The 13,571-nt window shown below is 53.5% G+C and carries 16 protein-coding genes; 14 read left to right on the top strand and 2 right to left on the bottom strand.

Translation table 11 applies throughout. The annotated features are described in order from the left end of the window. Positions 1-4 precede the first annotated feature (4 nt). Positions 5-496: an alpha/beta fold hydrolase gene (locus M0P74_01915; protein MCK9362347.1), complete on the bottom strand. Its 492-nt coding sequence runs from the start codon at positions 494-496 to the stop codon at positions 5-7. A 261-nt stretch (positions 497-757) separates the two neighbouring features. On the opposite strand from M0P74_01915, the gene M0P74_01920 reads away from it, so the two are divergent. Both M0P74_01920 and M0P74_01925 read left to right on the top strand, forming a co-directional pair. Then, positions 758-2,104, top strand: a complete 1,347-nt coding sequence (locus M0P74_01920; GenBank protein MCK9362348.1) for a DUF1015 family protein — start codon at positions 758-760, stop codon at positions 2,102-2,104. Between the two features lie 2 nt (positions 2,105-2,106). Next, positions 2,107-2,880, top strand: coding sequence for a methyltransferase (locus M0P74_01925; GenBank protein MCK9362349.1), 774 nt, complete (start codon positions 2,107-2,109; stop codon positions 2,878-2,880). On the opposite strand, the gene M0P74_01930 is transcribed toward M0P74_01925, so the two are convergent. Further along, positions 2,840-3,346 (bottom strand): DUF721 domain-containing protein, encoded by a 507-nt coding sequence (locus M0P74_01930; protein MCK9362350.1) that lies wholly within the window; start codon positions 3,344-3,346, stop codon positions 2,840-2,842. The two genes, M0P74_01925 and M0P74_01930, sit on opposite strands and share 41 nt — an antisense overlap. A 156-nt stretch (positions 3,347-3,502) precedes the next feature. Here M0P74_01930 and M0P74_01935 point away from each other — a divergent pair, with 156 nt between their 5' ends. From M0P74_01935 to mutL, 12 genes are all read left to right on the top strand, one after another. Further along, positions 3,503-3,853 (top strand): molybdenum cofactor biosynthesis protein MoaE, encoded by a 351-nt coding sequence (locus M0P74_01935; protein ID MCK9362351.1) that lies wholly within the window; start codon positions 3,503-3,505, stop codon positions 3,851-3,853. 20 nt (positions 3,854-3,873) lie between these two features. Continuing rightward, positions 3,874-4,530 carry a protein-L-isoaspartate(D-aspartate) O-methyltransferase gene (locus M0P74_01940; protein ID MCK9362352.1) on the top strand — a complete coding sequence of 219 codons (657 nt, stop codon included), beginning with the start codon at positions 3,874-3,876 and terminating at the stop codon, positions 4,528-4,530. Then, positions 4,518-5,483, top strand: a complete 966-nt coding sequence (locus tag M0P74_01945; GenBank protein MCK9362353.1) for a M23 family metallopeptidase — start codon at positions 4,518-4,520, stop codon at positions 5,481-5,483. Before M0P74_01940 ends, M0P74_01945 begins: the two co-directional genes overlap by 13 nt. 195 nt (positions 5,484-5,678) lie before the next feature. After that, positions 5,679-6,164: a CarD family transcriptional regulator gene (locus M0P74_01950; GenBank protein MCK9362354.1), complete on the top strand. Its 486-nt coding sequence runs from the start codon at positions 5,679-5,681 to the stop codon at positions 6,162-6,164. A 95-nt stretch (positions 6,165-6,259) separates the two neighbouring features. Then, positions 6,260-7,225, top strand: a complete 966-nt coding sequence (locus M0P74_01955; protein ID MCK9362355.1) for a PIN domain-containing protein — start codon at positions 6,260-6,262, stop codon at positions 7,223-7,225. A gap of 70 nt (positions 7,226-7,295) precedes the next feature. Further along, on the top strand, positions 7,296-8,126 hold the full coding sequence (ispD, locus tag M0P74_01960) for a 2-C-methyl-D-erythritol 4-phosphate cytidylyltransferase (protein ID MCK9362356.1): 831 nt from the start codon (positions 7,296-7,298) through the stop codon (positions 8,124-8,126). After that, positions 8,126-8,599: a 2-C-methyl-D-erythritol 2,4-cyclodiphosphate synthase gene (gene ispF / locus M0P74_01965; GenBank protein MCK9362357.1), complete on the top strand. Its 474-nt coding sequence runs from the start codon at positions 8,126-8,128 to the stop codon at positions 8,597-8,599. The genes ispD and ispF overlap by 1 nt, the downstream gene beginning before the upstream one ends. Positions 8,600-8,687: 88 nt before the next feature. Then, positions 8,688-9,875 carry a phosphoglycerate kinase gene (locus tag M0P74_01970; GenBank protein MCK9362358.1) on the top strand — a complete coding sequence of 396 codons (1,188 nt, stop codon included), beginning with the start codon at positions 8,688-8,690 and terminating at the stop codon, positions 9,873-9,875. Between the two features lie 33 nt (positions 9,876-9,908). Then, a complete protein-coding gene (gene truA, locus M0P74_01975) occupies positions 9,909-10,670 on the top strand; it encodes a tRNA pseudouridine(38-40) synthase TruA (protein ID MCK9362359.1) in 762 nt (253 codons plus the stop codon). Beyond that, a complete protein-coding gene (gene rfbD, locus M0P74_01980) occupies positions 10,670-11,536 on the top strand; it encodes a dTDP-4-dehydrorhamnose reductase (protein ID MCK9362360.1) in 867 nt (288 codons plus the stop codon). Before truA ends, rfbD begins: the two co-directional genes overlap by 1 nt. Positions 11,537-11,546: 10 nt before the next feature. Then, positions 11,547-12,308 carry an MBL fold metallo-hydrolase gene (locus M0P74_01985; protein ID MCK9362361.1) on the top strand — a complete coding sequence of 254 codons (762 nt, stop codon included), beginning with the start codon at positions 11,547-11,549 and terminating at the stop codon, positions 12,306-12,308. Between the two features lie 118 nt (positions 12,309-12,426). Beyond that, a partial coding sequence (mutL, locus tag M0P74_01990; GenBank protein ID MCK9362362.1) for a DNA mismatch repair endonuclease MutL occupies positions 12,427-13,571 on the top strand: 1,145 nt, incomplete at its 3' end.

Raw genomic sequence — 13,571 nt, forward strand, 5'->3', positions numbered from 1 at the left:
TTTCTTATGATCTCCTTATTTCCAAAAGATTGTCCCATTCTATTGCCGGGAATGTCGCAAGCAGGCTGTGGTCGTCTTTGACGAGGCGATAATCGAGATTCCGAAAAATAGACTGCGCGACCTCGCAAGTAGGTTCCGGAAGAACGACGGTGTCTTCGCTTCCCTGGTAGAGTGTGACTGGCATCTGAAGTGGCTCGCGGCAGCGGGCGTGGAAGTCTGCATAGGCGAGGGCCGGGGCGAGCAGCACGAGACGCCGGACGCGCTTTTCGTTCTCACAGGCGAAAATTGCCGCCATGAGACCGCCGAAACTTGAGCCAACGATGATTATATTGTCTTTACTTCCAATATATTCCGAGAGTTTGCTCATCCTTTCATTTAACGTTCCCTGGTAGTCACCGACCATCATCTCGGGGTATCTTTTTCTGAAGTATCTTCCCTTTGTTCCCTGGCTGCTGCTGTCCAACCCGTGGATAAATACGTGTGTAATATCGTCCATTCCCACACTCCCGTTTTATAGATTTCTTCTTGGGGCGCAGGTAGGCTGAAATCGAAGATTAATGTTCATAAATCGAAGATTAATGTTCATAAAGCGTCCGCCTACCCCGTTTTTTTAAAAAATTCTGCAAGAATTATTGCTTTCCTTATCCCGGTATGTTAAAAATTTGCAAGCAAAATGAATGAAACGGCAGCCGTTTTTGTTATAAAATGCCATACTTCTCAATAATTGACGCGCCGTTCGGAAAGAAGGGAGAGGAAGATGTCGATAGTGGTGCCGTTCAGGGCGCTGCGGCCGCGGGGTGAGTTTGTCGGCGCAGTCGCCGCGCTTCCCTATGATGTTATGAGTGTGGAGGAGGCGCGGCAGCAGATAAAAAAAAATCCGCTCAGTTTCCTGCGGGTGGAGAAGGCCGAATGCGATTTTCCCGGTGAAGAGGAGACTGCTGAACAGATTGTCTGTCAAAGAGCCAAGGATAATCTGGAAAGGATGATTAAAGAGGGCATCCTTGGTCAGGATGAATCTGCCTCGTTTTATCTCTATCGGCAGCAAATGGGTGGGCATGTGCAAACGGGTGTCGTGGCCTGTGTCAGCGTTGATGAATACAGAAAAGGCCGGATAAAAGCCCATGAGCTTACCCTGGAAGCCAAGGAAAGGGGACGGACGCTGCATATCGACAGCATTGGGGCGCAGACCGGGCCGGTATTTCTTACCTATCGGGGCCAGGAACAGATAGACAGTTTGCTGGCGAAAGTGGCAAAACAGGTTCCCGAGTATGATTTTACGGCGGACGACGGAATTCGTCACACTGCGTGGATAATTGGCGAGCTTGCGGATATAAAGGCGCTTCAAAAGGCCTTTTTGCCGGTTGAGTACCTTTACATAGCCGATGGCCACCACCGCGCCGCCGCCGCCGTCCGGGTAGCCGGTCTGCGGGCGGAACTTTCGTCCGGGAAATCGAAGATTAATGTTCATAAATCGAAGATTAATGTTCATAAAGCGGAGCTTAGTGTTCATAAAAAGGCGGTCAGCGAGCATGATTTTATGCTGGCGGTACTGTTTCCCAGCGACCAGTTGCGGATCATGGATTACAACCGTGCCGTCAGGGATTTAAACGGCCTTGCCAGGGACGAGTTTTTGGAAGAGATAGCGGATAAATTTCTTATAGCGAAAGACTTTCCGGAGAAAGCGGAGCTTAATGTTCATAAATCGAAGATTAGTGTTCATAAATTGCCCCGGCGGCCCCATGACTTCGGCATGTATCTGCAGGGAAAATGGTATCTTCTGTCGGCCCGTGAAAAGGCGCTGCCAAAGGCAAAACAGGCCGCCGCGCTTGATGTTTCCGTTTTGCAGGATAACATCCTGGGGCCGGTTCTCGGGATCGAGAACCCGCGCACGGATAAGCGAATTGCCTTCATTGGAGGGGCACGCGGTGCAGCCGGTCTGGAGAGCATTGTTGACAGGGATGGTTTTGCCGTCGCCTTTTCCCTTTTTCCGCCGACAGTTGAGCAGATGATGGCCGTGGCTGATGCAGGGATGGTCATGCCGCCCAAATCCACCTGGTTTGAGCCGAAGCTGCGGAGCGGCTTGTTCGTCCATCTTATCGATTAGCTATGAGTGGCAATTTTTTGCAGCGGGAAGGGGAGAAGATCGATCGGATCCTCGCCGGCCGGCTCCGGATCATTCAGAAGGAGAGGGGTTATCGCTTTTCGATAGATGCCCTTTTGCTTGCCCATTTCGTCAATTTAAATGCCGGCGATGACCTTATTGAGCTGGGAACGGGAAGTGGGATTGTTGCGCTTATCCTGGCGCAACACCCTGGCCTCGGGCGTGTTTTGGGGATCGAGATTCAGGAACAGCTTGTTGCCATTGCCCGAAGCAATGTTTCCCTGAACGGCCTGACCGACAGGGTTGAAATCAGGCAGGCAGACGTCCGCTTTCCGGAATCCCTTTGTCGGCCGCAAGCCTTTTCCGTCGCGGTATTCAACCCCCCTTACCGGCGGATGCGCTCGGGCAGGCTCAATCCCGATGCGGAGAAGGCCGCCGCCCGCCACGAAGTCTTCGGAACGGTGAAGGATTTTATCGCCGCTGCCGCTTACGCCCTGCGGCCGGGCGGACGGATGTTTGCAATTTATCCCGCGACCAGAATGGTGGAGTTGATCGCACGGATGCGATCATTCCGGATCGAGCCCCGGCGGCTGCGACTTGTCTATTCCCGAACCGGCGTGGCGGCTGTTTTTGTTCTCGTGGAGGGAACAAAGGGGGGCGGTGAGAGCCTGGACGTTCTGCCGCCGCTTCTCATTTACGAGGCAAAGGGGGAATATACAGCCGCAATGAACGATATTTTCAAGGATCTTGCCGCTTTTGAATCGCCCGGCGCCGGCTGATCTCCCTGATCATCGTCCTTTCGATCGCCGCTCGGAGTTCCGGATCCCCGATCGCAGCGAGGCTCTGCTCCACCATTTGCCGGTCTCGTAATCGGAGCTTCTGGATGACCAAAGCGGGGGGGGGCTTGTCGGGCGCCTGGGAAGGGCTCTCAGGAACCTCGCCGATCGAGAAAAAAAGACGCCTGAATTCGTCCGTGCCGGACAGTTCGTTAAGCTTGACGAGGATTTCCTCCTTGAGAAACTGCAGTTGATGAAGCCAGACCGTGGTAGAAACGATCACGTACAGCGAACCCCTTTTGAGATTTTCCGGCAGGGTGCGCGAGGCGATCAGGGGGCCAACAGCGCGTTCCCACAAATCTACAAGACGGCGGTCTGTCCTTTGGTGGGGAATGTCCATTTTTTTTAGAACCTTGTGGAGGATATCCCCGAGCGGTTCCGGTTTTCTGGATGAAGTTCTCTTGCGCATGGTCTCTTTTCTCACATTTTGCGGTTGCGGGTCAAGCAGCAGGGTTTTCCCGGGGTAAAATATTTCGCTTGACCTCTTCGCTGTTGCCGGGTTAGCAGAAACAAACGCTTTATCGGCTTGACAGGGGCGTATTTTGAATGAGGGAGGGAAAACTGTATGAGTTTAACAGCCATGATCGACAGTATCAAGGGACAACCCGATTACAAACGAGTGGGGATGATTGTCTGTCACAACGGGGTTGTGCGGGGAACAGCGAGGGACGGCAGAGTGGTGAACGAGATCGAGGTAACCGCTGATCGCCGCCGGCTTGACGATATAATTGCGGAAATGAGAACCCGGCCAGGAATCATCGCTGTTCTGGTGGAGGTTTATGAGGGAAGACTGAAGGTCGGCGACGATATCATGTGTGTGGCGGTGGCCGGCGATATCCGGGAGAACACCTTTCCCGTCCTGGAGGATGCGGTCAACGCGATTAAGCGGGATGTTGTAACGAAGGTTGAAATCTAAGGAATTTTCAGGATGGGAATGTGGCGGACATCTTTCAGAAACAAAGACTAAAAATGGTTGACCTCCAGGTGCGGGGAAGGGGGATATCCGATCAGCGGTTGCTCAGGGCAATGGAGAAGATTCCGCGCCATCTCTTCATCGCGGAGGGCTTGCGCGACCAGGCGTACAACGACCGTCCCCTTCCCATTGAAGAGCAGCAGACGATCTCGCAGCCCTATATCGTGGCTTTGATGTCCGCAGCGCTGGAACTGACGGGAAGAGAAAGGGTGCTGGAGATCGGAACCGGTTCCGGATATCAAACGGCGATTCTTGCCGAGCTGGCCGAACGGGTCTTTTCCATCGAGCGCATTGCCGCTTTGGCCGCCGGGGCAAGAAGGACTCTCGATGCCCTCGCTTATTTCAATGTTGCCATCCGCGTTGGCGACGGAACCTTCGGGTGGCGCGAGGAGTCGCCTTTTGCGGCGATCATGGCGACCGCCGGCGCCCCGCAAGTTCCCAGACTGTTAATCGAACAACTGGCCATCGGCGGCCGTCTGGTGATTCCTGTGGGTGGGCGCAATTCCCAAACCCTGCTCAGACTGACCAGGCTCTCGGATGATCCTGAAGATCTCAGGCAGGAAGAACTATGCGGGTGCCGTTTTGTAGATCTGATTGGGGAACACGGATGGAAAAACTGAACAAAGAGTTTTATCGTCCTATTTCTCCAGCGGGAAGATGGGGCGCCCTTGCCTTTTTTCTGCTTTTATTTATCATCATTTCCTGTTCAGGGTTGCCCTTTAAGGAAGCCGGACCGAGTGGGGTTTATCACCGGGTAAAAAGCGGGGAGACACTCTCTGCCATTGCCAAAGCTTACCACACCGATCTGCAGAGTCTGGCCGAGATTAACAATATAACCAATCCTTCCCTGATCGAGAAGGACAGCGTGATCTTTATCCCCCATGCACAAATGGTTATCGACGAAATAGAAATTATCGCCAGAGCTAAAAAAACAAAGACAAAAAGCACCGTAAAGGAACCCGTCCTTGAAAAGAGAACCTTCCCCACTGGCCAAGTTGTTCAAGATCCCCGGAAAAAATCGGACGTTGCCCAAAAAAATCGGAAAAATGTTTCAGACGACCTTCTGAAGGAAGAGACCATATACCCCTCCCAGGAGACCGCCAGGAAAAGCGCCGCGGGAAGTCCTGAAGAAAAAATCACATTGTGGAAACCCGAGAAAGCGGCGGGTAAAAATGAAAAACAGGAGCAGGTGCGTTTTAATAAAAACATTTTCATTTGGCCGGTTAAAGGAAAGGTTGTCTCTTTTTTTGGCGTACAGCCCAACCGAATGGTTTTCAACGGGATTCGGATTGCGGCCCCTGAAGGCGCCGTTGTTGTTGCAGCCGGGGATGGCGTTGTCATCCATTCGGACCCTTTAAAATATTATGGCGAGACAATAATCATCCAGCATGCGGATGATTATGCATCTGTTTATGCCAATCTGGGCGTCCGTATCGCCGGTTTAAACGAGCGGGTGAAAAAGGGCGACAGGATTGGTTTTATCGGCAGCGACTCCAGAACGGGGGAGGCAACTCTCCATTTTGAGATCAGAAATAAAAATAAGGCCAGAAATCCCCTTTTTTTCCTTCCCTGAAAACGGAGTTTAGTGTTCATAAAGCGGAGCTTAGTGTTCATAAAACGAAAAAGCCTTGTCGGACATATAAAAAACTGGTTTCCGGCAAGTGGAGTTCATAACCCGCAAGCTTCTCGAAACATCGCGAATCGCATTGACTATTCTTGAAAAATCTGATATCATCGCTATCCAAAACTAAACACTATAGGTGTAAAAATGTTCAATGTTGGCGATTTAGCGGTATATCCAGCGCAGGGAGTGGGAATCATCGAGGCAATTGAAAACAGGGAAGTTGGAGGCGCCAGGCAGAAGTTCTACATAATGAAAATTATGAGCAATGGGATGAAAATCATGATCCCCCTGGATGGCGCCCAGACTGCCGGTTTGCGCAAGGTGATCAAGGAAAAGGAGATCCCCAAGATATACGAGATTCTGAAAAACAGGGATTTTACGATTGACAAGCAGACGTGGAACAAAAGATACAGGGAATATCTGGAAAAGATAAAAACGGGCTCGGTATTTGAGATAGCCAGGGTTCTGCGGGATCTTTGCGTTCTTAAAATCGACAAGAACCTCTCTTTTGGCGAGCGGAAGATGATGGATACGGCCAAGGGGCTCCTCGTCAAGGAGATTTCCGTTGCGACCAATGCCGAGGAGGCGAAGATCGAAGAGGATATCAATACGATCTTTACCGTGCAGTGAAGTTTTATCTCGCCTGTTAGGGGGAAGGAGTTTTTGCAGATGAAGGGGGGTGAATAGAACTGATTGTAAAGGCGATACTGATTATTTTATGTTCCTTGAGCGGTTATTTCATCGCCTATCACAGCTATTACGACTGGTGGAAATGGATCGTCGGCGTTGTTGTCGGGGCGCTGGCGGCAGTGCTGGTAATCCAGATCGAGAAGATTGCCCGCCGGGTTTCATTGCGGGTTATCCTCGGCGGCGTTGTCGGGATGCTGATTGGTCTTTTAATTGCTTTTTTACTTGCCTATGGTTTGAATTTCGTCAGCAATATTATGGAGAACCGCCAGGTTGTCCCCTGGATTTATACGCTTCTTACCGCGGCATTGGGTTATATGGGGCTGGTTCTCGGCTCGCAGAAGGTCGAGGAAGTCAGCATGTTCGGCTGGGGGCCCGCTCGGGAAATCAGTGATTATCGGATACTGGATACCAGCGTTATCATCGATGGACGGATTGCCGATATTGCGGATACCGGTTTTCTGGAAGGCAATCTGATTGTTCCCCGCTTTGTGCTCGATGAACTCCAGTATGTTGCCGATTCCGCCGATTCCCTCAAAAGGGCGCGCGGCCGGCGAGGGCTCGATATCCTCAACCGGATGCAGCGCAGCAATGGGATTTTTATTGATGTCGTAGATCATGATTTTCCGAAGATCAAAGGCGTTGATTCGAAACTTGTTGCCCTGGCGAAAAAGACGAATGGCCGGATTATTACCAATGATTTTAACCTCAACAAGGTCGCCGAGCTGCAGGGGATCAGGATTCTCAATGTAAACGAACTGGCCAATGCCCTGAAGCCGGTTGTTCTGCCGGGAGAACTGATGACGGTGAAAATAATCAAGGACGGCAAGGAACCGGGGCAGGGGGTTGCGTACTTGGAAGACGGCACCATGATCATTGTTGATAACGCGCAGCGCTACCAGGGAGAGAATGTCGAGGCCCTGGTAACCAGTGTTTTGCAGACAACCGCCGGACGGATGATTTTTTCCGAAATGAAGACGGCGGCAAACGATAAAAAATCTTGAAATATATTAAAAAACACTATTGCCATTCGGAACGGAACCGGAGTCATTTCGGGTCAGGGGATTGGGGTGGATGGCGAAAACGAAGTTTAATGTTCACAAATCGAAGATCAATGTTCATAAAGCGCGTATTTGCCATTCGCCGTTCGTTTCCCAGGTCTGCGGCATGAAAACGAAGTTTAATGTTCATAAAACAGTGGCGATAATACCCGCCGGGGGAACGGGAAGGAGAATGGGCGGCAGCATCTCCAAACAGTACCTGCTCCTTTCCGGGAAACCGGTTCTTGTTCGCGCCTTACAGCCATTTCAGGATTCACCATTAATAGATGAAATAATGCTCGCCGTTCCGGAGGAAGATGTTGTGCAGGTGCGGGAAAACATTGTTGAAAGATACTTCCTGTCGAAGCTTAACCGCGTTGTTGCCGGGGGAAAAGAACGACAGGATTCCATCAGAAATGCGCTTGCCTGTATTGCCGATGAAACGGAGATCATTGTCATTCACGATGGAGTCCGTCCGCTTGTTACGACTGAGCTGATTGAGATGGCAATCGAACGTGCGGGAAAGTTGGGCGCTGTTGCGACGGGCATTGGCATCCGGGATACGGTGAAACGGGTCGATAAAACAGGAAAAATCGAAGAGACAGTGCTTAGGGACGGTTTGTGGCTGACGCAAACTCCCCAGGCCTTTAAGCGGGACATTCTTCTCGCCGCTTACCGCGTGGCGGAGGAAACGGGATTTTACGGTACCGACGACGCCTCGCTCGTCGAGAAGGCCGGAATACCCGTCTGGATGATTCCCGGCGACAGGGAAAATCTCAAGGTGACGACGCAAGAGGACATGATGATCTGCGCAAGGATCCTGCAGTACCGAGAAAAAGACTTGAGTGATATCAGGCGGATCTGATGAAAACCGGTTTCGGATATGACAGCCACCGCCTTACGGCTGGACGCAGACTTATCCTGGGGGGGGTGGAGATTCCCCATGAAAAGGGGCTTGCCGGCCATTCGGATGCCGATGTTCTTGTTCACGCCGTTTGCGATGCGCTAATTGGCGCCCTGGCCATTGGCGACATCGGCAGGCTTTTCCCCGATGATGACCGCGCCTTCAAGGATATTTCCAGTCTGATTTTGTTGAAGCGGGTCGGGACGCTGGTTTCTGAACATGGTTATCAGGTGCGCAATATCGATGCGACGATCGTTCTGGAGAAGCCAAAATTGGCCGGCTATCTGCCCGTGATGGCGCAAAATATTGCCGACGTTCTGGCGATCTCCGGGTCTGCTGTAAGCGTCAAGGCCAAAACAAATGAAGGAATGGGCATGATCGGCGCAGGAGAAGGGGCCGCGGCATTTGCCGTTATCTTGATCGAAGAAGCCTGACGGCAGCCGGAAACTGAAAAAGGGTTTTCCCCGATATTTCAGCAGGGCAGGGGACGATTATAACGCAGGAACTGACTAAGGAGGCATCATGAAATTCATAGACGAATTAGACATTCATGAAAAAAAGGTGTTGTTCCGCTTCGATTTTAACGTTCCCTTGGACAGTTCTCAAAACATTACCGACGATATCCGCATCCGGTCGGCCCTCCCCTCGATAAATTACGCCCTCGATGAAAAGGCCAGGGTGATTATCGTTTCGCATCTTGGCCGTCCCAAGGGAAAGGTTGTGCCGGAGATGAGTCTGGCCCCGGTGGCGAAACGCCTCTCGCGGCTTCTGGGTAAGGATGTCCAGTTTGCCCCGGATTGCATTGGTGAGGATGTCCGCCGGAGGGTGGATGCCTTGCAAGCCGGCGACGTGCTGCTTTTGGAAAACCTGAGATTTCATAAAGAGGAAGAGAAAAACGACGAGGCATTCGCCGCCGAACTGGGCGGTCTTGCTGATATTTATATTGACGACGCTTTCGGCAACGCCCATCGTGCGCATGCCTCCAACGTCGGCATTACCCGGTTTGTGAAGGTGCGCGGCGCAGGGTTTCTGATCAAAAAGGAGCTCGAATATCTTGGCGGGGCGCTGGAAAAGCCGGCCCGGCCGTTTGTTGCGATTGTCGGCGGCTCCAAGATCTCCGGAAAGCTGGAGGCCGTTGCCAACCTGATTCGGAAGGTTGATAAGATCATCCTGGGCGGGGGCATGGCCTTTACGTTTTTGAAGGCCCTTGGCTACGGCATCGGTAAATCCGTTGTGGAGGATGAGCTGATCGGCAGGGCTGCCGAGGTGATGAAGGCGGTAAAGGAACTGGGTGTAAAGCTCTATCTGCCGGTTGACTGCGTGATCGCCGAAAGCAGGGAAGCGGGCGCCCAGATCAAAGTAGTGCCTGTTCAGGAGATTACTCCGGGCTGGATGGGGCTGGATATTGGCCCTGCAACGGTAACCCTCTTTGCCGAGGCGTTGGAAAATGCCAAGACGATACTCTGGAACGGGCCGATGGGCGTCTTTGAGATACCGGCCTTCAGCCACGGCACAACAGCGATGGCAAGAACTCTCGCGAACTCTGCGGCGGTAACGATTGTGGGCGGCGGCGATACGGACGTGGCCATCCAGCAGGCTGGTGAAAGCGACAAGATTACCTATATTTCAACCGGCGGCGGCGCCTCGCTGGAACTTCTTGAGGGCAAGGTATTGCCGGGGGTGGCCGCTTTGGAGCAGGACGGCCAATAGGCGTAACGAACAAGACGAGAGAGTTCGATATATTTGGATTCGCAGGTTAAAGACGGCAGGAGAAACATCCGGCTGACAGTCGAATATGATGGCACTGATTATTGCGGCTGGCAGTGGCAGAAAAACGGGCTTTCCCTTCAGCAGGTTATCGAGGAGGCAATCGGCCGGATAACCGGGGAAAAAATCAGGATCAACGGCTCGGGGAGGACGGACAGCGGGGTACATGCCTTGGGCCAGGTTGCCAATTTTCATACAAATTCAATACTTCCGGAAAGGAGCCTCCTGCTGGGGATCAACAGTCTGCTGCCGCCGGATATCGCCGTCCGCGAGCTGGAGGAGGCCGACCCGGAGTTTCACGCCCGGTTTTCCGTAAAGAGCAAGGTTTATCTGTATTATATCTGCAACCGTCCGGTCCGTCCGGTCCGGGAAAGGCGTTACTCCTGGTTTATCTGGGAGCCTCTTCGTGTCGAGAAGATGCGGGAGGCTCTAACTGTTTTTCAGGGAAGGCATGATTTTACCTCGTTTTGTTCAACCCATACCGACAGCGCCGATCACGTGCGCACGATTCTTGGCGCGACTCTGGAAAAAGACGCCGGGGAGATGATAACGATCTCGATTGAGGCGGATGGGTTTTTGCGCTACATGGTGCGGACGCTCGTTGGCACGCTTGCTTATGCGGGGCTGGGAAAATGCACGCAAGCGGAGGTGTCCGCGATTCTTGAGGCAAAAGACAGGCGCAAGGCCAAACTGACCGCGCCGCCGCAGGGATTGTTTCTCAAACAGGTGAATTATTGATGAAGATACTGATTTTGGGCGCGAAGGGGATGCTGGGATGCGATCTGCTCAGGCAGCTTGCAGGGTCGCACCAGGCAACCGGGTTGGATTCAGCCGAGTGCGATATTGCTTCGCTTGAAGATTGCCGGCGCGCCGTTGCGGAATATGCCCCGGATGTTGTCGTCGACGCCGCCGCCTATACGGATGTTGACGGCTGCGAAACAAAGCGGGAGGCATGCTTTGCCGTTAATGCCGAAGGTGTGAAAAACATCGCTCTGGCCTGCCGGGGCACGGGGGCGCTGGTCGTTCATTTCAGCACCGACTACGTGTTTGACGGCAGCGCCGATGCGCCCTATCTTGAAGATGATACCCCGGCCCCGATCAATGTTTACGGTTCTTCCAAACTGCAGGGAGAGCGGTATCTTGAGGAATTTGCCGACCGCTGGCTGCTTATTCGCACGTCCTGGCTTTACGGTCCTTGCGGCCGGAACTTTGTCAAGGCCATTCTGGCGAAGGCTGAAACCGTGAGTATCCTGGAGGTGGTAAACGATCAGATCGGCTCTCCCACCTTTACCCGCGATTTTGCCTCTGCTGCGGGTGTTTTGATAGAGGGTATGAAGACGGGCGTCTATCACCTGACCAACCGCGGCCAGTGCAGTTGGTACGAATTTGCGTGCAAAATATTGAAATGCGTTGGGAAAACCGACGTCGTTGTCCGGCCGATCAGCTCCGATATGCTGAAGAGGGCGGCCTCCCGCCCCTCCTGGAGCGTACTTTCAACGGACAAGTTTACAAAAGATACCGGCCTGGAGATGAGACATTGGGAGGTTGCGCTCAGGGATTATCTGACGCAGACCGGCGCGCTTAAAGCTGGTATGACTGATTGAGGGCACGAAAATGGTTTACGCGGTTCCCGATGGCGGCTTTGTTCGTTCCTGGATAATTGCGACCGAGGATGGTCTGATTGTTGTGGATCCGGGCAGCGTCGGTGTTGCCGAATCGGTAAAGGCTTTCATTCGCGGGAAGCCGGGCTGGAAAATGGGAGACGTCCGAGGGATTGTTGCCACCCATTTCCACATCGACCACATAGGCGGAATCGGGCGGCTGCTGCGGGCCTGCCCAGAAGAAACGGTTGTGTTTTTTCACTGGCGCATCCAGGATTACCTGACCGGCGAGCGAGATTTGCCCCGTCTGCAGAACTGGTCATCTGAATTCCTGCCGGTTGCCCTGAAAAGCCTCCGGCTTTGCCGACACCCGCTCCAGCTTGTCGTGGAAAGCCTTGCCGGCATTCCGCTTTGGGGATTCGGGAACCGTTTTCGCCTGCCGATTCCGCTCGAAAAAATTTACTGGCTTTGCGGGGAGGAACTGAAGCGCTGCGCGCTTGGGTTCGGAGACTGGGAAGTAATTGAAACGCCCGGCCATACCGCCGATTCCCTTTCCCTGTACAGCGAATCATCCCGAGAGCTTATCTGCGGCGACCTTATCTTGAATATGGACAACGACGGCGGCCATCTCAATGCCTTTTGTGAAAACGTGGAGGAGACGGAGGAGACATTCATCTCTCTCTCCGCCTCCATCCAGCCCCGGACCATTTACCCCGCGCACGGGGAGGAAATTCATCACGGAACCAACGCCCTGCTTCTGGTAAAAACTGGTTAAACAGGGTAGTGCTGATATTTTGCCACCGGTGACCGCCGGGATTTTGCCGTCTGTTCGGCCATGTTTTGCACGGGGTAAAAATTATGACGCCGGCGGATGCCTTTGACGAGGTGCTAAATTGTCTAATAAAATAATAGTTCTGCCGGAGACCTTGACCCACCGGATTGCGGCGGGCGAGGTGATCGAGCGGCCGGCTTCGATTGTCAAAGAACTCGTCGAAAATTCCCTTGACGCCGGGGCGACTGATCTGGCGGTGGAGCTCGAGAAGGGGGGAACTCAGTCGATTCGCGTGACGGACAACGGGGAGGGGATGGGGCCGGACGATATCCTTTTGGCCTTTTCCCGACACGCCACAAGCAAGATCACCCAATTCGACGATTTGTACAGCGTGCGCTCCTTCGGGTTCCGGGGCGAAGCCCTGCCGAGCATTGCCTCGATCGCCCGCGTGGAAATCACGAGCCGTCCGGCGGAGCGGCCCTTCGGCGCGCGCCTTGTTATCGAGGCGGGGGAGTTGAAAGAGCAGTCAGAGGCCGGGTGTCCGGTTGGCACATCCATTCTCGTGACGGCCATATTCGAACCGGTTCCCGTGAGGAAAAAGTTTCTGAAGGGCGACATGACGGAGCAGGGCTACTGCCTCGACTGGATTACCCGTCTGGCCCTGGCCCGTCCGGATATCCGTATCCGGGTGTCAGCAAACGGCAAAACTACGCTTAATATCCCCGCCGCCCGCGACCTTGCGGAGCGGATTGCCCTGACGATGGGGGCTGATTTCCGGGGGCAGCTTGTGGAGACGTCGCAGAAAAAGAACGGCGCGTCGGTTTATGGTTTTGTCTCCCGCCCGGAATTTACCCGCTCCAATGCAACCCAGATGTACATCTATGTAAATGGAAGATTCGTAAAGGATTCCTTTCTGAGCCATGCGGCGATGACCGCGTATCGCCGTCTCATCGAGCCGCGCCGCTACCCGCTGGCGGTAATTTTCATTGATGTCCCGGCCGGCGAGGTGGACGTAAATGTGCACCCGACCAAGATGGAGGTGCGCTTCCGGAATCCCCGCGAGATATACGGCCTCATTGTGGAGACGCTGGGAGAGGCGATTGGGGTCGGGTTTGCGGAGGGAGGCGGTTCGGCAGCATATAACCGCACTGATAATCGCACGGGGGTGGTGGCGCCTGGTTCATATAATGACCGTGTCGAAGAGGCCCTGAAGCGCTACCGGATTTCTTCCGGCCCGCAGAAACTCTATTTTGGCGGTCAGCCGGG

The sequence above is a fragment of the Syntrophales bacterium genome (assembly GCA_023229765.1).
Taxonomy (GTDB): Bacteria; Desulfobacterota; Syntrophia; order Syntrophales; family UBA5619; genus DYTH01.